The sequence below is a fragment of the Serratia bockelmannii genome, from assembly GCF_008011855.1.
GTDB classification, from domain to species: domain Bacteria; phylum Pseudomonadota; class Gammaproteobacteria; order Enterobacterales; family Enterobacteriaceae; genus Serratia; species Serratia bockelmannii.
Map to the genome: position 1 here is coordinate 38,462 of NZ_VOUX01000025.1, position 24,618 is coordinate 63,079.

A 24,618-nucleotide genomic window follows, 5' to 3' on the forward strand; every position below is an offset into this window, starting at 1 on the left:
GGTATTCAGAGAGAGGTTTTATGGCAAAAACGTCGCGTTCGATAATGATAGCGAAAGGACTGCAGCGAGTGCTGAACGTGGGCTTGTTGCTGCTGGCGGCAATTCTGGTGGTGTTTCTGGTCAAGGAAACCATCCATCTGGCGAAGGTGTTATTTATCAACAGCGAAGAGTCGTCTTCTTACCTGTTGATTGAAGGTATCGTGATTTATTTCCTGTACTTTGAATTTATCGCCTTGATCGTCAAGTATTTTGAGTCGGGTTATCATTTCCCGTTGCGCTATTTTATTTACATTGGCATTACCGCGATTATTCGTTTGATTATCGTGGACCACAAAAACCCCATCGATACCCTGATCTACGCCGCGGCGATATTGGTGCTGGTGGTGACGCTCTATCTGGCCAATACCGACCGGCTGAAACGGGAGTAGCGATAAAAATGGCGGCCAAAGGCCGCCAAAGACACAGGATATAATTACCCGTCGTCTTTCAAGCGACAGCGTTGTTGACTGCACTCGCTAACCCCAGTTACTTACTGAAGTAAGCGCCTGGGCTTAGCGAGCTGGTCGCCTAGCTGTAACTTGAAATCCATAGGGTAAAAGATAAGGAAAAACATCAAACGCACTGCAGTGGCACAAATTACCCCTTCACGCCGCCGGCCGTCAGGCCGCCCACCAGCCAACGCTGCGCCAGCAGGAACACGGCGGTAATCGGTATCGCCGACAGCACCGCGGCGGCGGCGAAGTCGCCCCACAGATAGTTCTGCGGGTTGAGATATTGCTGCATCCCCACCGCCAGCGTGTAGCTGTTCACATCGCGCAGCAGCAGCGACGCGACCGGCACTTCGGTGATGGCGGCGATAAACGACAGAATGAACACCACCGCCAGAATCGGTACCGACAGCGGCAGCAGCACCAGACGGAAGGCCTGCCACGGCGTGGCGCCGTCCAGCGCTGCCGCTTCTTCCAGCGAGTTGTCGATGGTTTCGAAATAGCCCTTGATGGTCCAGACGTGCAGCGCGATGCCGCCCATGTAGGCGAAGATCACGCCACCGTGGGTGTTCAGGCCGATAAACGGAATGTACTGGCCCAGGCGATCGAACAGGGCGTACAGCGCCACCAGCGACAACACTGCCGGGAACATCTGGAAGATCAGCATGCTTTTCAGCAACGTGCTCTTGCCGCGAAAACGCATGCGGGCGAAGGCGTAGGCACAGGTGGTGGACAGCGTCACGATGCCGATGGCGGTGATCGCCGCGATCTTGATGGAGTTCCACAGCCACAGCAGCACCGGGAACGGCGGCGGCGTCACGCTGCCGTCGGCGTGGGTGACGCTGAAGCCGAGCGCCAGCCGCCAGTGATCCCAGGAGAGGGTTTCCGGTATCAGGCTGCCGGTGGCGAAGTTGCCGGCGCGCAGCGAGATGGCGACCACCATCAGCAGCGGGAACATGATCAGGGCGATAAAGCACAGCATCAAAATATGGGTGATCCACAGGCGCAGGCGCTGGGACTTGGGTTGAACCATGGCCATCGTTATTCTCCCTAATCGAAGTTCATCTTGCTGGCTTTCAAATTCAGGATCGCCAGCGCGCCCACCAACAGGAAGATCAGCGTGGCGATGGCGGCCGCCAGCCCGAAGTCTTGCCCGCCGCCGCCTTCGAAGGCGATGCGGTAGGTGTAGCTGACCAGCAGATCGGTATAGCCGGCCGGCGTGGTGGTGCCGATCATGTCCGGGCCGCCGTTGGTCAGCAGCTGGATCAGCACGAAGTTGTTAAAGTTGAAGGCGAAGCTGGCGATCATCAGCGGCGTCAGCGGCTTGATCAGCAGCGGTAAGGTGATGCGGAAGAAGTTTTGCCACGGGTTGGCGCCGTCCATCGCCGAGGCTTCGTACAGATCGTCCGGGATCGCCTTCAGCAGCCCCATGCACAGGATCATCATGTAGGGGTAGCCGAGCCAGGTGTTGACGATCAGGATCATGCTCTTGGCGGTGAGCGGATCGCTGAACCAGGCCGGTTTGATGCCGAATAGATGGCTGAGCATCATGTTGATCTCGCCGAAGCTTTGGTTGAACAAGCCTTTGAAGATCAGGATCGAGATGAATGACGGCACCGCATAGGGCAGGATCAGCAGCACGCGGTAGATCGCCTTGCCTTTCAGCGCCTCCCACTGCACCACGCAGGCCAGCACCATGCCGACCGCCACGGTGAGGATCACCGTCATCACCGAGAACACGATGGTCCAGATGAAGATCGACACGAACGGTTTCTTAATGCCCTCGTCCTGCAGCACCCGCAGGAAGTTTTTCCAGCCGGTGGTGACGGTATAACCCGGGCTCAGGGTTTCCTGCGCCCAGCCGCCGTCGGCGTTGATCGCCTGATAGAAGCCGGTGTCGCCGTTTGGCCGGTAGCGTACCTGGGTCTGGTTGTTGGTCAGCGTGCTGCCGTCTTTGTCCAGCGCATACAGCGGGCGGGTGCCGGAGAACTGGCGCAGGGAGCTCATGCGCAATTCCCCGCCGTCGGGCAGTTGCGCCACCAGCTGGCTCAGCGCCTGCCGGTTCTGGGTAATCACCCGCAGCGTGGCGCGTTCGCCCTGCGGCGCGGCGTTCTGCGCCGTCAGTTTCAGGGTTTGCGGCGCGGCGGCGTCGAGGCGGAAAGGCTCGGAGATCAGCGGCTGTTCACTGTCCGGTGGCGTCAGCTGCAGGCGCCACTGCTGGTTTTCCGCCGGGTAGAGGCCAAAGGTAAAGGTTTGGCCGCTCTGGAACTGGCGCTGCATCAGCACCGATTGCGCGCGTTCAAAAGTCAGCTGGTTGGTGCTGCTGTAGTTGGTGAAAGCGATGGCGATGGTGCAAATCAGCGGGAACAGGACGAACAGCCCCATGCCGGCGACGCCGGGATACACATAGCGCCAGGCGTAGGCGCGGCGGTTGGCGAAGACGTAAAGCCCGGCGCTGACCAGGATCAGCGTCAGGATGGCGAACAGGTATTCACCCTGTGCATACATCAACACAATCAGGTAGCAGGTCACCAGGCTGAACAGGCCGACCACCAGCCATTTCAGCGCGTCGCTTTGCCACCACTTCGATTTTTTACGCGCGGGCGTCCCGGCGTGAGCGAATTGCATAGGGCGTTCCTTTCTGTGAAGCAACGGCGGGGCACCGTGGCACCCCGCACGACGTCGTTACTTGGTGATACGGGTCTGCACGTCGTCCAGCGCGGCTTTCACCGTCTGACGGCCGCTGACGGCGTTGATCACCGCGCTGCGTTCGGCGTACCAGAAGGCGCTCATCTGCGGGATGTTCGGCATGATTTCCCCGTTTTGCGAGTTCTGCATGGTGGCGGCGATCTTCGGATCTTTGGCCAGCGCTTCCTGGTAGGACTTCAGCGCCACCGCGCCCAGCGGCTTGTCTTTGTTGACGTCCGCCAGCCCTTCGTTGGTCAACAGGTAGTTCTCGAGGAACTCGGTCGCCAGCTCTTTATTCGGGCTGGCGGCGTTGATGCCGGCAGTCAGCACGCCGACGAACGGCTTGGACGGCTTGCCTTTGAAGGTCGGCAACAGCGTCACGCCGTAGTTGATTTTGCTCTGCTCGATGTTGTTCCAGGCCCACGGCCCGTTGATGGTCATCGCGGTCTGGCCTTTGTTGAACGCGGCTTCGGCGATCGAGTAGTCGGTATCGGCGTTGATGTGTTTGTTTTTCACCAGATCGACGATGAACTGCAGACCGGCCTGCGAACCGGCATTGGCGACGCCGACATCCTTGATGTTGTATTTGCCGTTTTCATACTTGAAGGCATAACCGCCGTCGGCGGCGATGATAGGCCAGGTGAAGTAGGGTTCCTGCAGGTTCCACATGATGGCGCTCTTGCCGTTGGCGCGCAGCTGTTTGTCCAGCGCCGGGATTTCTTCCCAGGTCTTCGGCGGCTGTTTGACCAGGTCTTTGTTATAAATCAGCGACAGCGCCTCGACGGCGATCGGGTAGCCGATCAGCTTGCCGTCATAGCGCACGGCGTCCCAGGTGAACGGGAACAGCTTGTCCTGGAAGGCTTTGGACGGGTGGATTTCGGCCAACAGGCCGGACTGCGCATAGCCGCCGAAGCGGTCGTGGGCCCAGAAGATGATGTCAGGGCCGTCACCGGTGGCGGCCACCTGCGGGTATTTCTCTTCCAGCTTGTCCGGGTGCTCGACGGTGACTTTGATGCCGGTGTCTTTTTCGAATTTCTTGCCGACTTCGGCCAGGCCGTTATAGCCCTTGTCGCCGTTGATCCAGATAACCAGTTTGCCTTCCTCGATCTTGGCGAAGGCGGAAGAAGAGAGCACCAGGGTGGCCAGTGCCGAGAGCGCCAGCGTGCGGGCGAGGGTAATGCTGCGAGTCATAATCCAGTCCTTCTTTTTGTGGGCACATAAATCAAGGAGAGACGTTTCGCGGTAATAGTGGGTCACAACGCGACATATTCTCATCCTCCCCCCCTCTACGCCCCTGAGATGAGGAGTGTGATCCAGTTAACGTTGCGCTCTATTCTGTGGCGTCAGGCACAAAATAGGGGGGCGATTTTTGCCAGCCGGATCACAGAATTGCCTTAAGCGCGGAACTTCTCATCGCCGCGATCGTTCTCTCATCCTCCCGCCTCCTCCCCCATGAAAAATCTTGTTACGGATGATTACCCTTTCCGGCGACTCCCGCACTATCGGCCCATTGATTTTCAACGCTACGCGCAGCAGGGATACCGGATTTATGTCGTCAACGCCTATCGCTACTCAGCCCACCCTGTACCGGATCCATCCGGCCAGTTTCCGTGACGGAAACGGGGACGGCGTGGGCGACGCGCACGGCATGCTGGCGGCGCTGCCGTATCTGAAAGCGCTGTCGATCGACGGCCTGTTGCTGCCGCAGACGCTGGCGCCGGGGGCCGAGGCGACGGTGACGGGCGAAGGGCTGACGCTGTGGTACGGCGATGAAGCCAATCGCGTTCGCAATGCCGTCGCGCCGCGGCGGTTCGCCCACGGTGCGCTGGCGCTGGACGTGATGCCGTTCAGCGCGGAGAAGCTGGTGGCGGTGCTGCACGCCCGTCGTACCACGTTGGCGGACAGCCTGTGGAGCACCGGGGACGCCGATCAGCCCCGGGTGGTCAGCCGCTGGGGGCAGGGCGACCTGCGTTCCGCCGCCGCCTTTCTGACGCTGCTGGCGATGCTACCGGCGCCAATCTGCCTGTATCAGGGCGAGGAGCTGGGGCTGCCGCATGCCGCCGGCCTGCAAGATCCGCGCGGCGCGCAAACGCCGATGCCGTGGCACGAAGCCCCCGAACAGGTCACCGCCGGCGAAATCAGCTGGTATCAACAGGTGGCGATCGAACACCGCGCATTGGCCATCAGCCGCCAACAGCACGACAGCCACTCCACCTTACGTTACTGCCAGGCGCTGTTGGCCCTGCGTCGTTCGCCGCTCATCCAGCACGGCGAACTGAACGAAGTCAGCCAGCGCGATGGCGTGGTGCGCTTACTTATTACCCATCAGGATCAATGCCTTGAAGCGCTGATAAACCTGCAGCCTTATACTCAGGCGGCCGCGCCGTCTGAGGCGACCTTGCCGTTGGCATGGCAGCACGGCGCGCAGCAAGAGGGTCATCAATGGTTTTTGGCGGGCTTTGCCTCCGCCATTTTCACACGACATGTTAACTGCGAAAGCAGGGGAGTAACGCATGGCTAGCGTGACACTGCGCAGCGTTTATAAGGCCTTCGGTGAGGCCGTGATTTCCAAAGACGTCAATCTGACCATCGAAGACGGCGAGTTTGTGGTGTTTGTCGGGCCTTCGGGCTGCGGTAAATCGACGCTGCTGCGCATGATCGCCGGGCTGGAGGACATCACCTCCGGCGAGCTGCTGATCGGCGAGAAACGTATGAATGAGGTGCCGCCTTCCGAGCGCGGCATCGGCATGGTGTTCCAATCCTATGCGCTGTATCCGCACCTGTCGGTGGCGGACAACATGTCGTTCGGCCTGAAGCTGGCCGGCGCCAAGAAAGCGGAAATCAATCAACGGGTGAACCAGGTCTCCGAGGTGCTGCAACTGGCGCACCTGCTCGACCGGCGGCCGAAGGCGCTGTCCGGCGGGCAGCGTCAGCGCGTGGCGATCGGCCGCACGCTGGTGGCCGAGCCGGACGTATTCCTGCTTGACGAACCGCTGTCCAACCTCGACGCCGCGCTGCGGGTGCAGATGCGCATCGAGATCTCCCGTCTGCACAAGCGCCTGCAGCGCACCATGATTTACGTCACCCACGATCAGGTCGAAGCGATGACGCTGGCCGACAAGATCGTGGTGCTCGACGCCGGTCGCGTGGCGCAGGTCGGCAAGCCGCTGGAACTGTATCACTACCCGGCCAACCGCTTCGTCGCCGGGTTTATCGGCTCGCCGAAGATGAACTTCCTGCCGGTCAAGGTGACCGCGGCGGAGCCGCAACAGGTGCAGGTCGAACTGCCCAACCGCCAGCTGGTTTGGCTGCCGGTGGAAGGCGCGGGCGTTCAACCCGGCGCCAACCTGTCACTGGGCATTCGCCCTGAACATCTGCTGCCCGGCGAAGCCTCAGAAGTGCGGCTTACCGGCGACGTACAGGTGGTGGAGCAGCTCGGCAACGAGACGCAAATCCACATCCAAATCCCGGCCATCCGTCAAAACCTGGTGTACCGCCAGAATGACGTGGTGCTGGTAGAAGAAGGTGCCACATTCGCCATCGGCCTGCCGCCTCACCGCTGCCACCTGTTCCGTGAAGACGGTACGGCATGTAAACGGCTGCACCAGGAGCCGGGCGTTTAAAGCATCAAAGTCGGTATAACAGGAGAATAATGATGACTACTCTGCGCAAACTTCCTCTGGCACTGGCTGTCGCCGCCGGTGTTCTCTCTACTCAGGCGCTGGCCGTGGATTTCCACGGTTATGCCCGTTCCGGCATCGGCTGGACCGGCAGCGGCGGTGAGCAACAGTGCTTCAAGGCCACCGGCGCCGCGAGTAAATACCGTCTCGGCAACGAATGCGAAACCTACGCCGAACTGAAACTGGGGCAGGAAGTGTGGAAAGAAGGCGACAAGAGCTTCTATTTCGACACTAACCTGGCCTATTCGGTCTCGCAGCGTTCCGACTGGGAAGATGTGACCCCGGGCTTCCGCGAAGTCAACGTGCAGGGTAAAAACCTGATCGAGTGGCTGCCGGGCTCCACGCTGTGGGCCGGTAAGCGCTTCTATCAGCGTCATGACGTTCACATGATCGACTTCTACTACTGGGATATCTCCGGCCCGGGCGCCGGTCTGGAAAACATCGATCTGGGCTTCGGCAAGCTGTCCGCTGCCGTGACCCGCAACTCGGAGTCCGGCGGCTCTTACGGCTACCTGGATAACGAATGGAAACAGCGTCCAACCGTCAACGACACCTTCGACGTGCGCTTGGCCGGGCTGGAGCTGAACCCGGGCGGCACCCTGGAGCTGGGCGTGGACTACGGCCGCGCCAATGCGCAGGATAACTACCGCCTGGCCGACGGCGCCAGCAAAGACGGCTGGATGTTCACCGCCGAACACACGCAGAGTATCCTGAACGGTTACAACAAGTTCGTGCTGCAGTACGCCACCGACTCGATGACCTCGCAGAACAACGGCCGCAACGAAGGCGCCACCATTGATAACAACGGCAAGATGATCCGCGTGTTGGATCACGGTGCCATCGACTTCAACGATCAGTGGGCACTGATGTACGTCGCCATGTTCCAGGACATCGACCGCGACAACAACAACGGCACCACCTGGTACACCGTGGGCGTACGCCCGATGTACAAATGGACGCCGATCATGAGCACCTTGCTGGAGGCGGGCTATGACAACGTCAAATCTCAGCGCACCGGCGATCGCAACGGCCAGTATAAAGTGACCCTGGCGCAGCAATGGCAGGCGGGCAACAGCATTTGGTCGCGTCCGGCCATCCGCCTGTTCGCCACCTACGCCAAGTGGGATGAGAAGTGGGGCTACGCCACCGGCGATGACACCGGGTATAACGCTGGCACCGCTTACAACGACACCAGCATGCATACCTTCAGCCGCGGCAAGGATGACGAAGTCACCTTCGGCGCCCAGATGGAAATTTGGTGGTAACGACGACAGGACGGGGAGGGCCGCCGGCTCTCCCCCAACCGCATTCGCCGCGGCCGGATCTCTTGCCTGATCCGCCGCGGCGCTGAAAGAGGATATAACGATGAAAAAGAATCTGCTGTCACTCTGCCTGTCGCTGGCGCTGACCGTCGGCGCGCCTCTGGCGGCCAACGCCGAGACGCCGGCTAACGTTTCCGTCGCCCCGGCCATCAGCGCCGCCACGCTGCAAAGCCTGCCGTGGCAGCCGCTGCAACCGCCGGTGTCGCAAGAGGTGAAGCTCGACGCCGTCAGTCCGCAACTCAATCAGGGCGAGATTCAGGGGGCGATCGCCGCCTATACGCTGCCGGCCGATCGCGGCTCGCTGGAGGTGACGCTGAGCAGCCTCGCTAAAAACAATTCGCTGTACGCGCCGAGTGTGCTGGTGCTGGACGAGCATCTGCGCCCGGCGGCGTATTACCCGAGCAGCTATTTCCCTTACCAGCCGCCGGGAGCAATGTCCTCCGATCGCCTCGAAGGCACGTTGAAACTGACGCCGGCGCTTGGTCAAAAACAGATTTACCTGCTGGTGTACACCACTCGGCAGGACTTGGCGAAAACCACGCAGTTGACTAACCCGGCCAAGGCCTATGCGCAGGGCGTGGGCAACGCGGTGCCGGATATCCCGGATCCAATCGCCGGCCACGCGACGAGCGGCACGCTGAAGCTCAAGGTGACCGCGGAACAGGGCACCGGCAACGTGATGATCGGTATGCTGCAGCCTGCGCCGACCGTGGCGCCGGTGGTGGTGGGATCAACCGCACCGGCCGCCGTGGCGGCGCCGGCACCGACGCCGGAGAAACCGGCGGAGCCGATGCTCAACGATACCGAAAGCTACTTCAATAATGGCATCAAGCAGGCGGTGAAGGCGGGCGATATCGACAAGGCGCTGAAACTGATGAATGAGGCCGAGAAACTGGGCTCGACCACCGCGCGTAAAACGTTTATCAGCAGCGTTAAAGGCAAGGGGTAACACCCGGCGCTGCCGATGCTGGCTCGATGATTGGTGCGCCTTGGCGCACCTTTTTTCATCCGCGGGCCAGCGTTGCGCCGATCAACGCCAACAGACGGGCGTTGTCTACCTGCTGCATGACGCGCACCGGCTTGCCCTGCGGCGCCTGCATGCCGACCGTCAGGCGCAGGCTGTCCGGCCGCCAACGGCGTGAGCTGCCGCGCGTCAACGCCCCTTCCAGCGCCACATCCACATGGAACATTTCGGTCGTGACCAGCTGCGGTTCCAGCAGCCAGGCGATCACCAGCGCATCATGGATCCAGCAGCCCGGCAGGCGCCGCGTATGGCGCGAATAGTCGATCCACGGCTGCGTGGTGGCGCGCAAATAGCGGCACAGCGGCGTATCCGGCTGCGTCAGTGCGGCCAGATCCGCCTGGGTCAGCATGGTCTGGGTGGTGACATCCAGCGGCGCCAGCGTGATAGCGGCGCCGCTGTTCAGCACCAGCCGTGCCGCTTCCGGATCCAGGCCGAAATTGGTGTCCTTGATGTACCCGTCGACGTTGAATACGCCACCCATGATTACGATCTCTTTCACCGCCTGCGCCATCTGCGGGTAAAGCTGCATGGCGTGCGCAACGTTGGTCAGCGGGCCGATCGCCGCCAGCGTGATCTCGCCGGGATGGCGGCAGATCAGCTCGCCGATGGCGATGGCGGCGTCCGGTGCGGGCGCGTTGGCGAGTGAGGGCGCGGGCAAGTCGCGCCACAGCGCTGCCAGCTTGGGATCGGCGATCGGGCGGTCCAGATGCGCGCGCCACGGCTCCGGCGGCTCACTCAGGGCGCGCGCCGCGCCGAGGGCGACAGGAACCTGATAGCCGCTCTGCGCCAGCAGATCGGTGGCGACGGCGAAGCCCACTTCGCGCGGGGTGTTGCCGGCCACGATGCTGATCAGCTCCAGCTGCAGCTGCGGTTTGGCCGCCAGCGCCAGGGCCAGCGCCAGCCCGTCGTCGACGTTGGCGCCGGGGACGCCATTGCCGGGATCGCAATCAATGATTAAACGCATATAAGGTGTCCTGAAAACCCGCTAACAGCCGCATGAATGGCGGATGCGCAGTTGAAAAGCGAATTCATGCAGCTCGGCGGGCGCGGCACCGGCGGCCAGCATGGCGATGGCCCGCTTGGCCATGGCGTCGATCGGCTGCTCGACCGCGCTGAGCGGCGGCACGCTGAATTCGGATTGCTGCGTGCCGTTAAAACAAATCAGCGCCAGATCGTCCGGTGCGCGCAACCCATGCTCTGCCAGCGCCGACAGGCAGCCGAGCGCCTGCTGTTCGTTAGAGGTGAAAACGGCGCGTGGGCGTGGGCCTTGCACCAGGCACTGGGTGGCCTGGTAGCCGCCTTGGCGGGTGTAGGGCACCTCGAAAATCCACTCGTCGCGCGGCACAATGCCCGCCTCCAGCAGCGCATCGCGCCAGCCGTTCAGGCGATCCTGCGCGTTGAGCATGGTCAGCGGGCCGATAAAAATGCCGATGTCGCGATAGCCGTGCTGCAGCAGATGGCGGGTCGCCTGGCAGGCGGCGTCGCGCTCGTCGACGCGGATGGCGCAGACGCCGGCCTGGCTGTCGATGGTGTCTATCATCACGCAGGGCGTGCCGGAGGCGCGGATCAGCTCGAACCACGGATGGCGATCGACGCTGGTGTACAGCAGGCCGTCGACCTGGCGGCGCAGCAGGTTGTTGATCAGCTCATACTCACGCTGCCGGTCATCGCCGGCGTCACCCAGCAGCAGCACGCGGCCGCGGCTGAAGGCCTCTTGCTGCAGCGCCCGCGCCAGCGTGGCGAAGAAAGGGTTGGAAATATCCGGCACCACCAGCCCGTAGGTTTGCGTGCTGCCGGAGGCCAATGCCCGCGCGATGTCGTTAGGCCGGTAGCCGGTCTGCTCGATCGCCGCCAGCACGCGCAGCCGGGTGGCTTCCGCCACCGGGCGCGGGCCGTTGTTGATCACATAGCTGACCACGGCGACGGAGGTGCCCGCTACGCGGGCCACGTCGGCGCGGGTAACGCGTCGCGCGGAGTGATTATCCAAATTGGGATCCTGTTCGCCTTCTCGTTACGCGGCATCCTGCGGCAGGTTGAGATCGCGGCCGCGGGTTTCGGGAGCAAAGAAGGTGGTGATTAAGCCGATGGCCGCCATTACAACAAAATAGCAGGCGACAGGCCACCAGTGACCGAAACCGGACAGCAGCGCGGTGGCGATCAGCGGCGCGGTGCCGCCGGAGAGGATCGAGCCGAGCTCCTTGGCGAACGCCATTTTGGAGTAGCGGTTCTTCACGCCGAACAATTCGACGCCGTAGGCCGCCTGCACGCCGAAGATCCCCAGCGATGCGATGCACATGCCGACCACGATCACCGAGATGACGATCGCCGGTTCACGGCTGTCGAGCAACCAGAACGCTGGGAAGGCGTACAGCACCAGCAGCAGGCAGAACCACCGGTAGGTGATGCGGCGGCCGAAGCGATCGGACAGCCAGCCGGCCAGCGGGATCACCAGAAAACCGCACAGCGAGGCGATCAACACCGCCAGCGCCGGCACCGATTTATCGACCATCAGCACCTTGGCGACATAGCCGACGATAAAGCCCTGGCACAGGTAGGAAGGGCCGTTTTCGCCGATGCGCAGGCCGAGCATCACCCAGAACGCCTTGGTGCGCTGCAGGTAGCTGCGCGTATCCGGCGCGGCCTGGGCGGCGTCCAGCATGCGCTGGTGGTTTTGCTGTAGCTCGCGTTCGAAGACCGGCGTTTCCCGCACGTGGCGACGCAGGTACAGCGCCGCACCGGCGATCAGAATGCTAGCGAGGAACGGAATGCGCCAGCCCCAGCTCATCAGATCTTCCTTGTCCAGCTGCAGCACCAGCAGCCATACCAGCGACGCCAGCAGGGTGCCGCTGTTCGAGCCGATGGCGATGATCGACGCCACCAGCCCGCGCCGTTTGGCCGGCGCGTATTCCGCCAGCATCACCGCGCCGCCGGACAGTTCCGCACCGGCACCGAACCCCTGCGCGAAGCGCAGGATCACTAGGCAGGTGGGCGCCCAGACGCCGATTTGCGCATAGGACGGGATCAGACCGATCAATGTGGTGGAGAGGCCCATCAGCGCCACGGTGGTGATCAGCACCACGCGGCGGCCTTTGCGGTCGCCGATCCAGCCGAACACCAGCGCGCCGATCGGCCGCGCGACGAAGCCGACGGAGTAGGTGGCGAAACTGGCCAGCAGCGCCACCAGCGGCGTGGCTTCCGGGAAGAACACGTCGCCGAACACCATGCCGGCCGCCAGGCCGTACAGCGCGAAGTCGACGTATTCCATGGCGGTGCCGAGCCAGCAGGAGAAGGTGGCGCGCCAAAATTGGCTGCGCCCCTCTTTGGTTGCCAGGCGTTCATCGGCCGCCAGCGCGGCGTCGGCGGTCTGTGAAGGGGCAAGCGTTGTTTCGCTCATGGCAGTGCTATCCTCTTTTGTTCTGCGCCTGGAGGGGCGCGGTTAAAGATGGTTTCCCTGGTGCCGGCAACAAAGGTGTGCCGACAAATCATGTCGGACGCATGGCGATTCAACGCTGCTGTATCAGGGTATCTACGCGCGTAGATAACACAACGCGAGGAAGCTGAAACTTTGCGGGCGATCACAGAATCGTCAGCGCGCCGGGAAATGAAGATAGAGAAGGCGGATGGCAAAAAGATGACAGAACCCCGGTTTTTCCGGCCGATAGGCCTGCCGTTTTCGCCACGAATCAGCCTGCCGCTTTCGCATTTCTGCGCTACAATGGGGGCCTGTTAACAGTTTGTATCGCCTGGCGCGCCACACCGGCCGCGGTTCAGGCGAGGAGTAAAACAATGTCTGGCATCAGGGATTCCATCCTGCCGCCGCTGGAGTGGTTGTCCGAACAGGATCCTCCGGCGCCCGCCGCCGTCAGCGACTGGCTGATGGAGTTAGGCTCCATGACCCGCCGATTTGAACGCCATTGCGCCCAGGTGCGCGTTGAACCGCAGCGCGAATGCTTCGTCACGCGCGAGGCGCTGGGCGACGAGGCGAACCACCTGCCCGACAGCCCGCGCTACTGGCTGCGCGAAGTGGTGCTGCTGGGCGACGACCAGCCCTGGCTGCTGGGGCGCACGGTGATCCCGGAACATACGCTGACCGGCCCCGACCAGGCGCTGGTGGATCTGGGGACGCTGCCGCTGGGGCGCTACCTGTTCAGCAGCGGCGAGCTGACGCGCGACTATATCCATATCGGCCGGCAGGATGCGCTGTGGGCGCGTCGTTCACGGCTGCGGTTGGCGGGCAAGCCGCTGCTGCTGACCGAACTGTTTTTACCGGCTTCACCGCTGTATTCAGCGGTCCCCGCATAAGAGAGGAGAGCAAGACGTTGGAGGGAAGCGTGACTCAAAGTAAATGGCGGGCTTACAGCCATTTGATGCGCATTGATAAACCGATCGGCACGCTGTTGCTGTTGTGGCCGACGCTGTGGGCGCTGTGGCTGGCCGGGAAAGGCGTGCCGCCGCTGTCGATTCTGGTGGTGTTCGTGCTCGGCGTGTTCCTGATGCGCGCCGCCGGCTGCGTAGTGAATGACTACGCCGATCGCGCGGTGGACGGCTACGTAAAGCGCACCGCCGGGCGGCCGATGCCGAGCGGCCGGGTGAGCGCGAAAGAGGCCAAGGTGCTGTTCGTGGTGCTGGTGCTGATTTCGTTCTGCCTGGTGTTGACGCTGAATGCGATGACCATCTGGCTGTCGCTGGCGGCGCTGGCGCTGGCCTGGGTGTATCCGTTTATGAAGCGGGTGACCAACCTGCCGCAGTTCGTGCTGGGCGCCGCGTTCGGCTGGGGCATTCCGATGGGCTATGCGGCGGTCAGCGAATCGCTGCCGCTCAGCTGCTGGCTGCTGCTGCTGGCGAACATCTGCTGGACGGTGGCCTATGACACGCTGTATGCGATGGTCGATCGCGACGATGATCTGAAAATAGGCATCAAGTCCACCGCTATCCTGTTCGGGCGTTATGACAAGCTGATCGTCGGGCTGTTGCAGTTCGCGACGCTGTTGCTGCTGGTGTGGGTCGGTTATCTGGCGCAGCTCGGCGGCGCGTTTTACTGGTCGCTGTTGCTGGCGGGCGCGCTGTTCATTCACCAGCAGAAGCAGATTGCCGGGCGCGAGCGCGAAGCCTGCTTCAAGGCCTTCCTGCAGAACAATTATGTCGGGCTGGTGGTATTTATCGGCATCGCGCTGAGCTATCTGCCGGCGTAACGGTTTCCTGCAGCAAGAAAAAAGGCACCTCTCGGGGTGCCTTTTGTGTTTCTGCGCCGGGCGAAATCACTCGTCTTGCTCTTCTCCCGCATCGGTTTGCGGCAGGATGGTGGTCTCTTCCGGCATGTTGACGCTTTCGATGGTCAGCTTGATTTCCGGCGTGATCAGATCGCTCAGCATGTTGTACACCTCGAGGGTGTGCTCGCGGATCGCATCGCCGCTGTCGTTGATATAGCCTTCTTCGCGCAGCGTCGCCACCAGGGTGGAGAATACCGCCTTGTCGAAGAACTCCGGCGCGTTGATGCCGTGCAGCACCGACAGACGCTGCGCCATGATGCGGCTCTCTTTCTCCAGCGCGCCGCGGTTGATGCTCGGGTTGGCGCTGAGGATCGACATGGTGATGGCGTAGCGTTGCAGGGTTTCGCGCACCCCGGCGGCCAGCAGCTGCAGCGGGCGAATGCGCGCCGGGTTCAGCACCAGCTCGTCGCCTTTGTCGCAGATAAGCTGTTGACGGATCAGCTCGTCGATCATCGGCCGCAGCACGTCCGGCAGCTGCTCCTTGTCGTTATGCAGGAACAGCTCGGCTTTCAGCATCGGGTAAATCATGCCAATCTGGCGCAGCAGTTCGGCGCGCGATACCCGGCGATGATGCATGACGATGCTGGCGATCAGCGACGGCAACACCAGCAGGTGGTGGATGTTGTTGCGGTAATAGGTCATCAGCACCGCCTGCTCGCGCGGCAGGATGATGATGTCGCCGATGTTGTCCTTTTCCACCTCGAACTTGTTCATGTTCAGCGCGTGATCCAGCAGCTCGTCCGGCGTCTGCGATGGTACGGTGACGTCATGGGCGTAAGGCGCGTTGCGCATCAGCTGCAGGTAGCACTCGAGCTGCTCGAGCAATTGTTCGCGGGTCAGCGAACGCTGGCGCGAGGCCAGCAGCGCGGTGGAACACAGGTTCATGGCGTTGGCCGCGGCGGCGTTGTTGATGCGCACCATGATCTGGCCGGCGAGATCGTTGACCGTCGGCGTCAACCAGCTTGGGCGCTGAGCTTCGATCGGATCGATCGACTCGCGCCACTGCGGCACGTGCTGGTTGAGGTAAGCTGTCAACGGCAGCGGTTCGCCGAAGTTGACGTAACCCTGGCCCAGATTGCGCAGCTTGCGCAGGCCGCGCAGCATCTGCAGCAGGCTCTCTTTTTCCTTGGTGGCGCCGCGCAGCTCTTTGGCGTAGGTACCCACTTCCATCACGTGCTCGTAGCCGATGTAGATCGGCACCAGCGTGATCGGACGGGTGCCGCCGCGCAGCATCGCCTGGATGGTCATCGACAGGGTGCCGGTCTTCGGCTCCAGCAAGCGCCCGGTGCGGGAGCGGCCGCCTTCCACGAAGTATTCCACCGAGTAACCGCGAGTGAACAGCTCGCCGAGGTATTCGCGGAACACCGTCGAGTACAGCTTGTTGCCTTTAAAGGTGCGGCGGATGAAGAACGCGCCCAGGCGACGGAAGATCGGGCCGGCCGGCCAGAAGTTGAGGTTGATGCCCGCAGCGATGTGCGGCGGCACCAGGCCCTGGTGATACAGCACGTAGGACAGCAGCAGATAGTCCATGTGACTGCGGTGGCAGGGCACGTAGACGATCTCGTGGCCGTCCTGCGCCAGCTGGCGCACACGCTCGGCGTTGGTGACGTTGATTCCCTGATACAGCCGGTTCCAGGTCCAGCTCAGCACGCGGTCGGACAGACGCACGGTTTCGTAGGAGAAATCGGCGGCGATCTCTTCCATCAGCGCGATGGCGTTCTGCTGGGCCTTCTCGTGCGAGATCTTCTTGCTGCGCGCTTCGTCCTCGACCGCTTTTTCGATCGCTTTGGACGCCAACAGCTTGTTGAACAGGTCCTGACGGGCCGGCAGGCTCGGGCCTACCGCGGCCAGGCGCTGACGCGAGAAGTGCATGCGCGCCACGCGCGCCAGTTTCTGCGCGATGGTTTTATCCGTGCCGTGCTCGGTGGCCATGCGGCGCAGCGAAACGGTGTTGGAGAAACGCACGAAGCTGTCGCGGCCGAGCCACAGTACGGCGAAGAATTTCTGCACGCCGTTCAACAGACGCAGGTGTGGCGTGCCGTGACCTTCGCGGCCCGGCGAACGGCCGAACATGACCGAAACCGGCAGCATCTGAATGTCGAGATCCGGATTGCTGCGATGCAGATCCAGATAGTCGTGGAACAGCTTTACCGACTCTTCTTTCGGGGTGTAGTAGCGGAACACGCGCGGGCCGTCGTGAATGAACACGTAGCTCGGCAGCACGGTGCCGTCGATCTCCAGCGCGTTGAGCGGATCGGGCAGATCCTGCGCCAGGCACTGGGTGCGCAGCGTCAGCAAATCCGCCTTGGAATTGTAAGGTAAAACATACAAAATCGGCCGTGAGGGATCCAACCCTAGCTCGGTAACCGGATCTGAAGGGATGACCTTACTTCTTACCAACAATTTAAGTGGTAAATTCAATATTTTATAATAAATTTTACGCCAACCTGACATAACAACGTGAAGCCTCTTGTTAGCAATGCGCCGCAAGCATACCAGAAACCGGGTAGCAGATCTGTGGTGTTCGAAAACCGAGAGCCGTCAGCGCGGACTGTTCTAGACTCTTTTTATTATGACCGACCTCTGAGAAAGGCACGAAAACATGGCAAACCAAGCAACCGGATTGACCCGCATCATCAAGGCCGCCGGCTATTCTTATAAAGGGCTTTCCGCCGCCTGGCAACACGAGGCGGCGTTCCGCCAGGAACTGGTGGTGACCCTCCTGGCTATCATACTGGCTGTCTGGCTGGACGTGGGTGCGATAGCGCGCATTTTATTGATCGGATCGGTGGCGCTGGTGATGATCGTCGAGATCCTGAACAGCGCGATCGAGGCGGTGGTGGATCGCATCGGCAGCGAACACCATGAGCTGTCCGGGCGGGCCAAGGACATGGGATCGGCGGCGGTGTCGCTGGCGATCGTGCTGGCGCTGTTCGTTTGGGGTACGGTCTTGTGGCAGCATTTTGGCTGACGAAAGTCGCCTACTGACTGATTTTTATTTATTCTTCGGTTCCCAATCCGCGCTTACCTGTATATACTCACAGCAAGACTGTATAAACAAACAGGGGGCGGAATGAAAGCACTAACTACCAGACAGCAAGAGGTCTACGATCTGATTCGCGATCATATTTCGCAAACGGGCATGCCGCCAACGCGTGCCGAGATCGCGATGCGTCTGGGGTTCCGTTCGCCTAACGCCGCCGAAGAGCACCTGAAGGCGCTGGCACGCAAAGGCGTGATCGAAATCGTCTCCGGTGCGTCGCGCGGTATCCGCCTGTTGATGGAAGAAGAAGAAGGGTTGCCGCTGATCGGTCGCGTCGCCGCCGGCGAACCGCTGCTGGCGCAGCAGCACATCGAAGGGCACTACCAGGTGGATCCTTCCCTGTTTAAACCGAGCGCCGATTTCCTGTTGCGGGTGAACGGCATGTCGATGCGCGACATCGGCATTCTGGACGGCGATCTGCTGGCGGTGCACAAAACGCAAGACGTGCGCAACGGCCAGGTCGTGGTCGCGCGCATCGAAGACGAAGTGACGGTCAAGCGCTTGAAAAAGCACGGTAACGTGGTTGAGCTGCTGCCGGAGAACAATGAATTCCAACCGATCGTGGTCGATCTGCGCCAGCAGAATTTCACGATCGAAGGGCTGGCGGTCGGCGTGATCCGCAACGGCGACTGGATTTAATCGCCGCGCCATCACCGCCGCTCCCTGTATCAATCGCCCCTGTTTTGGGGCGTTTTTGTTTCTGACTTCGCCCTTTGTCACTCTGTCACAGGAACATCCCATCATGCGCCTGATTTCCGCCTTCACCAGCGACACCGATAAAGCCCTGTGGCGCCTCGCCCTGCCGATGATTTTCTCCAATATCACCGTGCCGCTGCTCGGGCTGGTGGACACCGCGGTGATCGGCCACCTCGACAGCCCGATCTATTTGGGAGGCGTGGCGATCGGCGCGGTGGCGACCAGCTTCCTGTTCATGCTGCTGCTGTTCCTGCGCATGAGCACCACCGGCCTCGCGGCGCAGGCGCTGGGAGCGAAGAACCCGCAGGCGCTGGCGCGCGCCTTTATGCAACCGCTGCTGCTGGCGTTGTTGGCCGGGGGGGCGATCGTCCTGTTGCGCTACCCGCTGATTGAACTGGCGCTGCGGATCGTCGGCGGCGATGGCGAGGTGCTGGAGCAGGCGCGGCGTTTTCTTGAGATCCGCTGGTTGAGCGCACCGGCGGCGCTGGCCAACCTGGTGCTGCTGGGCTGGCTGCTCGGCGTGCAGTACGTGCGTGCGCCGGTGATCCTGCTGATCGTCGGCAACCTGCTGAACATCGTGCTGGATATCTGGCTGGTGATGGGCCTGGGCTGGAACGTACGAGGGGCGGCGGCGGCCACCGCCATCGCCGAATATGCCACGCTATTGCTCGGCCTGTGGCTGGCGTGGCGAGTGATGCGTCTGCGCGGTATTACCCTGGCGATGCTGCGTCAGGCCTGGCGTGGCGATCTGCGCCGCCTGCTGGCGCTCAATCGCGACATCATGTTGCGCTCATTGCTGCTGCAGCTGTGTTTTGCGTCGCTGACCATTTTCGGCGCTCGCCTGGGGAGCGATGTGGTGGCGGTTAACGCGGTGTTGATGAACCTGCTGACGTTTACCGCCTATGCGCTCGACGGCTTCGCTTATGCGGTGGAGGCCCATTCCGGCCACGCCTACGGTGCCCGGGACGGCAGCCAACTGCGTAAGGTGTGGCACGCGGCCTGCAGGCAGGCTGGGCTGGTCGCGTTGGCTTTCGGCCTGGCGTATGCCGTTACCGGCCAGCAGATCGTGGCGGCGTTGACCTCCTTGCCGGAGCTGCGTGCGTTGGCCGTCCACTATTTACCGTGGCAGGTCATTCTGCCGCTGGTCGGGGTGTGGTGCTATTTGCTGGACGGCATGTTTATCGGTGCCACGCGCGGCGCCGAGATGCGTAACAGTATGGCGGTGGCCGCGGCAGGATATGGTCTGACGCTGTTCAGCGTGCCGCTGCTAGGCAACCACGGGCTCTGGCTGGCGCTGGCGGTGTTTCTGACGTTGCGTGGCGTGGCGCTGGGTTGGATTTGGCACCGTCATCAGGTGCGCGGCAGCTGGTTTGCTGCACGTTAGACCGGACGCTTTGTTGGGTTAATTATTAATTTATCTTATGTTTTTATTCATGTTTGCTTACATGTTTCCAGCCTGAATATTTCCGGTTTAGTTCGTTGTTTGTTAGCGTTTTTTGTGTTTATTTTTCTTTTTAATGGTTTTTTATTCTGATGTTTGGCTTTTTTATTTCCATGTTTAACTAGAATGAATCATGTGGCTGGTGAATGAAGGGGAGCGGTGCTTCTTAAGGTGAAGGGAGTATCAACCAGAAAAATTTCTGTTTAACCCCGGCCGGCGACAGGGATCACTGATTCACCACAGGTTAACGGAGAGACTATGAATAAAGATCAAGCCGACGGTAACTGGAAGCAGCTGAAAGGCAAAGTGAAGGAAAAATGGGGCAAGCTGACCGATGACGATCTGACGGTCATCGAAGGGAAACGCGAACAGCTAGTCGGTAAAATCCAGGAGCGCTACGGTTACCAGAAAGAGGCGGCCGAGAAAGAGGTGAAAGCCTGGGAAGATCACACCAAACATCGCTGGTAACACGCAGGGCCGCCACTGACGGCGGCCGGCAACAGCGCAGGCCGGCGTCGCTCCATCCTCTGGCGCCCCGGCTGCAGGTACAGGGAAGTACCTGACTTCGTCTTACTTCTTCTTGATGGCGATGCTGTGATCGTGTTCGGCGCAGTCATGCTTGCTGTCACAAGCCTCAACTTCAACGCAACCGGCGCACAGACCGTGCGCTTCCACCACGCTGTGCCGCAGTGCAAATCCGGCTTCCTGCGCCAGCTTCTGCAGCGTTTCCTCCACGCCTTCGGTGGTGCGTTCGGTCACCTGGCCGCAGCGGTCGCAGATAAACAGCGCGGATGTATGCATCGGCTGTTCGAAATGGTGGCACAGCACGTAGCTGTTGGCCGATTCCACTCTATGGATAAACCCTTGCTCCAGCAGAAAATCCAGCGCGCGGTAGACCGTCGGCGGCTTGGCCTGCGGTTCGGCGACGCGCAGCAGATCGAGCAGGTCATATGCGCTGATTGCACCGGGTTGCTGAGTCATCAGACGCAGCACTTCCAGCCGTTGCGGCGTCAATCGCACATTGCGTTGCTGGCAGAGGCGTTCAGCCTGCGCCAGCAGCTTTTCCTGGGTGGTTGAGTTCATCGCAAATATCCCGGTACGTAAAAAAGCCGATTTTACCATGATTACGGCGAATCGCCGAGAGTTGCCCCCTTTTCCCCTGAGGATAGCGCAGGGAAAGGCGCGTCGATCGCGCGAAAAGAGAGTTGCATCACAACTTTTCCCCGCCGTCGGGCGGCAAATCAACGTTGCCGGTTTTAGCGCTGGAGAGCGGGGGACGAGAGCGGTATAACGCCTTTCACCCGCGTGATGAGCAGGAGCCCTGTGTGATGACGGAAAGAGAGAAGCTGTTAAGCGGCCTGGAGTACAACAGCCGCGATGAAGAACTGATCGCCCTGTACCATCGGGCGAGGGCGTTGACCAAAAGCTTGGGGGCGCTGGACTCGCATCAGGCGGACGAGAAAAACCGCCTGCTCGGCGAGCTGTTTGGCGCCTGGGGGAAGGCGAGTTGGATTGAAACACCATTCTGGTGCGACTACGGGCAGCATGTCCGCATCGGTAAAAACTGTTTTATCAACGTCAATGCGGTGTTCCTCGATTGTAATACCATCACCATCGGCGACAACACGCTGATCGGCCCCAACGTGCAAATCTATACGCCGAGCCACCCGCTGAAGGCCGCAGAGCGCTTCACCGGCGATCCGGATTTCCCTTTCCGCACCTCGGCGCAGCCGGTGTCCATTGGCAACAACGTCTGGATCGGCGGCAACGTAGTGATCCTGCCGGGAGTGACCATCGGCGACGGCACGACCATCGGCGCGGGCAGCATCGTCACCGGCGACATCCCGGCCAACGTGCTGGCGCTGGGGCAGCCATGCCGGGTTATCCGATCGTTGGAATAGGGCGTTATCGACGAGCAGGAGGCAAGGGGGCGGGATGGCTCTCTTTGCGGTGCGGGCCGTCGTTTGCCAACGGGCGGTCATCGGCCAACGCCAAGCGTGCGGCCGCCAGGCGGCTCATGACGGTGCCGATTGGCACCGCCAGCACTTTCGCGGCCTCCCGATAGGATAGCCCTTCGATATACACCAGAAACAGCGCGTTGCGCTGAGCCGCCGGCAGCCGGCTGACGCGTCGCATCACTTCATGGAGCCAGACCGGCTGTTCACCGTTGTCCGCATCGCCCAGCTCTTCCGCCGCCATGCAGCCTTGCCCCTGGCGAAGATGTTGGGCGCGAACTTCATTGAGCCAGATGGAGTGCAGGATGGAAAACAGCCAGCGATCCAGGTGCGAACCGGGGGTGAATTGCGCGGCGCGCTCCAGCGCACGCAGGCAGGTGGCCTGCACCAGATCGTCGGCGACATCCCGCCGGTGCGAAAGCACCAGCGCATAGCGCCACAGGCGGGAGAGATAGTGGCCGAGTTCATCGCGTATCGCATCGCCGCTGATAGTCACCTCCGCAGGCGCGTCGGATCAAGATTCCGGGTGGCGGTCGATGGCCGCCGCCAAATCGCGGTACTCCTCGCATTTGGTGCCGCACAGCGACTGGATCACCTGCAGCTGCTGGCGCGCCAGATCGGGTCGTCCTTTCAGCATGTAGGCTTCCCCCAGGTACTCGCGCACTTTAGGGTATTTCGGATCGAGGGCTACTGATTTTAAATAATAGCCGATACCCTCATCGGTGCGGCCAAGTTTGCGCGTGGCGTAGCCGCGATAGTTCAGCGCAACGGCGGTGTTGGGATCTTTCAGCGTGTTGAGCATATCGAGCGCTTCCTGATAGCGGCCGCTTTTCGCCAGCGCATAGGCGTAGTTAGTGCGGTCGACGTCGTCGACCTTGCCGCTTTTATCCACCATGCAGGTCTGAGTTTTGCTGTCGTAGACCTGGCCTTTCGGGCAGGTCGGCGGGGTTTGGCTGCTGCCGTCGCCGCCCATCGCCAGCGCCGCGCCGGAAAACAGCAGGCAGCCGGCAATGGCCGATGCCAGCAGGCGTTTAATGGAGCTGTTCATGGTTGTGTCCTCAAGGCAGAGGCGCCGTGCGCGCCCGTAATGAGATAACACCTGAACGAGTGGGTTTATTCGCCTTGTCTCCGCTTATTTTTGCCGGCGGCAAGCGGGTTTTCCCAACGGCGCCGATTGTCGTTATAATAGCCGTTTGCGGCCGCGCGCCGTTCGTTGAACCCAGACAGACTCAGGTAGCCAGTAACTCAGCATGACGAAAGACAACCACGCCCCAACCTACGCCGCCAATCGTTTCTCCATCGCGCCGATGCTCGACTGGACCGATCGTCATTGCCGTTACTTCCACCGCCTGCTGACCAAGGAAACGCTGCTGTACACCGAAATGGTGACCACCGGCGCGATCATCCACGGCAAGGGCGACTATCTGGCCTACAGCGAAGAAGAGCATCCGGTGGCGCTGCAGCTGGGCGGCAGCGATCCGGCCGCGCTGGCGCATTGCGCCAAGCTGGCGGAGCAGCGCGGTTACGATGAGATTAACCTCAACGTCGGCTGCCCGTCCGATCGCGTGCAAAACGGCATGTTCGGCGCCTGTCTGATGGGCCAGGCGGCGCTGGTCGCCGATTGCATCAAGGCGATGCGCGACGTGGTGTCGATACCGGTGACGGTGAAGACCCGCATCGGCATCGACGATCAGGACAGCTACGCCTTCCTGTGCGATTTTATTCAAACCGTCGCCGGGCGCGGCGAGTGCGACATGTTCACTATCCACGCTCGCAAAGCCTGGCTCTCTGGCCTCAGCCCGAAAGAGAACCGCGAAGTGCCGCCGCTGGACTACCCGCGCGTTTATCAGCTGAAGCGGGATTTCCCGGCGCTGACCATCGCCATTAACGGCGGGGTGAAAACGCTGGAAGAGGCGCAGCAGCATCTGCAGCATCTGGACGGTGTGATGATGGGGCGCGAGGCGTATCAGAATCCGGGTATCCTGGCGCGGGTCGACAGCGAACTGTTCGGCGCGCAGACCGCGGTGTCGGACAGCGTGGCGATCGTCGAAGCGCTGTATCCGTATATTGAGCGCGAGTTGTCCAACGGCACCTATCTCGGCCACATCACCCGCCACATCCTCGGTTTGTTCCAGGGCGTGCCGGGCGCGCGCCAGTGGCGTCGCCACCTGAGCGAGAACGCCCACAAGCCGGGCGCCGATGCGCGGGTGGTGGAGCAGGCGCTGGCGCTGGTGCGTCAGCCGCGTGTCGAAATGGCGTAACCCGCAAAAAATTTGACCAACAGTTAGTCTTTTTCGCCAGGCATTCGGCCCATTGCCGGATGCCTGCCCCTTTTTTTCAATAGGTTAGCCCTTTCGCCGTTCTGGCACGCTTCTTGTAATCCACTCTGCAGATACGTTGAGTTGCAAAGGAGCAATCATGTTGGAAATCTTCTTTCTCATTGGCTTTGTGGTGATGCTGATGGTGACCGGCATCTCGCTGCTGGGGATCTTCGCTGCGCTGTTGGTGGCGGCGGCGTTCATGCTGTTGGGCGGGTTGTTCGCGGTGGTCATCAAGCTGCTGCCGTGGCTGATTTTGGCGGTCGTCGGGGTATGGATTTACCGGTCGATGCAGAAACCGCAGGCCAGGCGTTACTGATTTTTTGCTGAATAATCAGTCAGTCGCGATGAAACTTGCACAACTTGCCGCCCCGCTAATGCGGCAGCGATCACAGCTTGGCAGTTTTACCGCGCGATGTGGCACATAAAGCGTGTTTTTTGCCGGACGGGGCTGTTAGGATGTGGGTCGATGCAGTGATGCGATCGATTTCATCACCGTGAGAGACAATCAAAATTCGTGTTGCTGAAGCAACCCCCTGTCTCTGGCGGACTCTGCTCTACCCCTACAAAACGCAGTAACAGAAAGGGCTCCGTAAGGAGCCCTTTTCTTTTGCCGTGACCCGTCCTGAATAGCGTTGACACATTTTACTCACGCACAGAGGAAAATGTGATGAACCAGTATATTAAACGCAC

At 61.2% G+C, this 24,618-nt stretch carries 24 protein-coding genes; 14 read left to right on the plus strand and 10 right to left on the minus strand.

All coding sequences use genetic code 11. The annotated features are described in order from the left end of the window. Positions 1 to 20 precede the first annotated feature (20 nt). The gene (gene psiE / locus FOT55_RS13115; RefSeq protein ID WP_015379238.1) at positions 21 to 428 is read left to right on the plus strand and encodes a phosphate-starvation-inducible protein PsiE; all 408 of its coding nucleotides are present in this window, start codon (positions 21 to 23) and stop codon (positions 426 to 428) included. 208 nt (positions 429 to 636) lie between these two features. Here the strand turns inward: psiE and malG are convergent, their stop codons facing one another. Genes malG through malE form a run of 3 tightly spaced genes read right to left on the minus strand, consistent with a single transcriptional unit; the run spans position 637 to position 4,367 of the window. Beyond that, positions 637 to 1,527, minus strand: a complete 891-nt coding sequence (gene malG, locus FOT55_RS13120; protein ID WP_025304466.1) for a maltose ABC transporter permease MalG — start codon at positions 1,525 to 1,527, stop codon at positions 637 to 639. Positions 1,528 to 1,538: 11 nt separating this feature from the next. After that, a complete protein-coding gene (gene malF / locus FOT55_RS13125) occupies positions 1,539 to 3,116 on the minus strand; it encodes a maltose ABC transporter permease MalF (protein WP_025304465.1) in 1,578 nt (525 codons plus the stop codon). A 57-nt stretch (positions 3,117 to 3,173) separates the two neighbouring features. Further along, positions 3,174 to 4,367, minus strand: a complete 1,194-nt coding sequence (malE, locus tag FOT55_RS13130) for a maltose/maltodextrin ABC transporter substrate-binding protein MalE (RefSeq protein ID WP_025304464.1) — start codon at positions 4,365 to 4,367, stop codon at positions 3,174 to 3,176. A gap of 358 nt (positions 4,368 to 4,725) precedes the next feature. On the opposite strand from malE, the gene FOT55_RS13135 reads away from it, so the two are divergent. The 4 genes from FOT55_RS13135 (at position 4,726) to malM (ending at position 9,127) form a co-directional block, all read left to right on the plus strand. Further along, positions 4,726 to 5,697: an alpha-amylase family glycosyl hydrolase gene (locus FOT55_RS13135; RefSeq protein WP_147823551.1), complete on the plus strand. Its 972-nt coding sequence runs from the start codon at positions 4,726 to 4,728 to the stop codon at positions 5,695 to 5,697. After that, a complete protein-coding gene (gene malK, locus FOT55_RS13140) occupies positions 5,690 to 6,799 on the plus strand; it encodes a maltose/maltodextrin ABC transporter ATP-binding protein MalK (RefSeq protein ID WP_025304462.1) in 1,110 nt (369 codons plus the stop codon). The genes FOT55_RS13135 and malK overlap by 8 nt, the downstream gene beginning before the upstream one ends. Positions 6,800 to 6,831: 32 nt before the next feature. Then, entirely contained in the window at positions 6,832 to 8,121 is a 1,290-nt protein-coding gene (locus tag FOT55_RS13145) for a maltoporin (RefSeq protein ID WP_025304461.1), read from the plus strand. A 100-nt stretch (positions 8,122 to 8,221) separates the two neighbouring features. After that, positions 8,222 to 9,127: a maltose operon protein MalM gene (gene malM / locus FOT55_RS13150; protein ID WP_025304460.1), complete on the plus strand. Its 906-nt coding sequence runs from the start codon at positions 8,222 to 8,224 to the stop codon at positions 9,125 to 9,127. Positions 9,128 to 9,182: 55 nt separating this feature from the next. Here the strand turns inward: malM and FOT55_RS13155 are convergent, their stop codons facing one another. The 3 genes from FOT55_RS13155 to FOT55_RS13165 are packed head-to-tail and all read right to left on the minus strand — an operon-like array spanning position 9,183 to position 12,596. Next, positions 9,183 to 10,166: a nucleoside hydrolase gene (locus FOT55_RS13155; protein ID WP_147823552.1), complete on the minus strand. Its 984-nt coding sequence runs from the start codon at positions 10,164 to 10,166 to the stop codon at positions 9,183 to 9,185. 21 nt (positions 10,167 to 10,187) lie between these two features. Further along, on the minus strand, positions 10,188 to 11,189 hold the full coding sequence (locus tag FOT55_RS13160) for a LacI family DNA-binding transcriptional regulator (RefSeq protein ID WP_049204318.1): 1,002 nt from the start codon (positions 11,187 to 11,189) through the stop codon (positions 10,188 to 10,190). A gap of 24 nt (positions 11,190 to 11,213) precedes the next feature. Next, positions 11,214 to 12,596, minus strand: a complete 1,383-nt coding sequence (locus FOT55_RS13165) for an MFS transporter (RefSeq protein ID WP_025304457.1) — start codon at positions 12,594 to 12,596, stop codon at positions 11,214 to 11,216. Positions 12,597 to 12,988: 392 nt separating this feature from the next. Between FOT55_RS13165 and ubiC the strand changes: the two genes are divergently transcribed. Both ubiC and ubiA read left to right on the plus strand, forming a co-directional pair. Further along, positions 12,989 to 13,504: a chorismate lyase gene (ubiC, locus tag FOT55_RS13170; protein ID WP_025304456.1), complete on the plus strand. Its 516-nt coding sequence runs from the start codon at positions 12,989 to 12,991 to the stop codon at positions 13,502 to 13,504. Between the two features lie 17 nt (positions 13,505 to 13,521). Then, on the plus strand, positions 13,522 to 14,394 hold the full coding sequence (gene ubiA, locus FOT55_RS13175; RefSeq protein ID WP_025304455.1) for a 4-hydroxybenzoate octaprenyltransferase: 873 nt from the start codon (positions 13,522 to 13,524) through the stop codon (positions 14,392 to 14,394). 66 nt (positions 14,395 to 14,460) lie between these two features. Here the strand turns inward: ubiA and plsB are convergent, their stop codons facing one another. Beyond that, the gene (plsB, locus tag FOT55_RS13180) at positions 14,461 to 16,926 is read right to left on the minus strand and encodes a glycerol-3-phosphate 1-O-acyltransferase PlsB (RefSeq protein WP_060434712.1); all 2,466 of its coding nucleotides are present in this window, start codon (positions 16,924 to 16,926) and stop codon (positions 14,461 to 14,463) included. 148 nt (positions 16,927 to 17,074) lie between these two features. On the opposite strand from plsB, the gene FOT55_RS13185 reads away from it, so the two are divergent. The 4 genes from FOT55_RS13185 to FOT55_RS13200 all read left to right on the plus strand — a co-directional run bounded on the left by FOT55_RS13185 (position 17,075) and on the right by FOT55_RS13200 (position 20,120). Then, on the plus strand, positions 17,075 to 17,443 hold the full coding sequence (locus FOT55_RS13185; RefSeq protein WP_015379225.1) for a diacylglycerol kinase: 369 nt from the start codon (positions 17,075 to 17,077) through the stop codon (positions 17,441 to 17,443). Between the two features lie 102 nt (positions 17,444 to 17,545). After that, positions 17,546 to 18,154, plus strand: coding sequence for a transcriptional repressor LexA (lexA, locus tag FOT55_RS13190; RefSeq protein WP_025160136.1), 609 nt, complete (start codon positions 17,546 to 17,548; stop codon positions 18,152 to 18,154). 103 nt (positions 18,155 to 18,257) lie between these two features. Continuing rightward, positions 18,258 to 19,595, plus strand: coding sequence for an MATE family efflux transporter DinF (dinF, locus tag FOT55_RS13195; protein WP_147823553.1), 1,338 nt, complete (start codon positions 18,258 to 18,260; stop codon positions 19,593 to 19,595). Positions 19,596 to 19,910: 315 nt separating this feature from the next. Further along, on the plus strand, positions 19,911 to 20,120 hold the full coding sequence (locus FOT55_RS13200) for a CsbD family protein (RefSeq protein ID WP_004936743.1): 210 nt from the start codon (positions 19,911 to 19,913) through the stop codon (positions 20,118 to 20,120). A gap of 102 nt (positions 20,121 to 20,222) precedes the next feature. Here the strand turns inward: FOT55_RS13200 and zur are convergent, their stop codons facing one another. Beyond that, a complete protein-coding gene (gene zur, locus FOT55_RS13205; protein WP_015379223.1) occupies positions 20,223 to 20,735 on the minus strand; it encodes a zinc uptake transcriptional repressor Zur in 513 nt (170 codons plus the stop codon). A 245-nt stretch (positions 20,736 to 20,980) separates the two neighbouring features. Between zur and FOT55_RS13210 the strand changes: the two genes are divergently transcribed. Beyond that, positions 20,981 to 21,553 (plus strand): sugar O-acetyltransferase, encoded by a 573-nt coding sequence (locus FOT55_RS13210; protein ID WP_025304451.1) that lies wholly within the window; start codon positions 20,981 to 20,983, stop codon positions 21,551 to 21,553. 4 nt (positions 21,554 to 21,557) lie between these two features. On the opposite strand, the gene FOT55_RS13215 is transcribed toward FOT55_RS13210, so the two are convergent. Together FOT55_RS13215 and FOT55_RS13220 are read right to left on the minus strand one after the other, a co-directional pair. Continuing rightward, positions 21,558 to 22,103 (minus strand): RNA polymerase sigma factor, encoded by a 546-nt coding sequence (locus tag FOT55_RS13215; RefSeq protein ID WP_147823554.1) that lies wholly within the window; start codon positions 22,101 to 22,103, stop codon positions 21,558 to 21,560. Between the two features lie 18 nt (positions 22,104 to 22,121). Beyond that, positions 22,122 to 22,655 carry a tetratricopeptide repeat protein gene (locus FOT55_RS13220; RefSeq protein ID WP_147823555.1) on the minus strand — a complete coding sequence of 178 codons (534 nt, stop codon included), beginning with the start codon at positions 22,653 to 22,655 and terminating at the stop codon, positions 22,122 to 22,124. Positions 22,656 to 22,857: 202 nt separating this feature from the next. Between FOT55_RS13220 and dusA the strand changes: the two genes are divergently transcribed. Together dusA and pspG are read left to right on the plus strand one after the other, a co-directional pair. Next, entirely contained in the window at positions 22,858 to 23,868 is a 1,011-nt protein-coding gene (gene dusA, locus FOT55_RS13225) for a tRNA dihydrouridine(20/20a) synthase DusA (RefSeq protein ID WP_147823556.1), read from the plus strand. Positions 23,869 to 24,025: 157 nt separating this feature from the next. After that, positions 24,026 to 24,244 (plus strand): envelope stress response protein PspG, encoded by a 219-nt coding sequence (gene pspG / locus FOT55_RS13230; RefSeq protein ID WP_025304448.1) that lies wholly within the window; start codon positions 24,026 to 24,028, stop codon positions 24,242 to 24,244. The last annotated feature ends 374 nt before the right edge of the window (positions 24,245 to 24,618 follow it).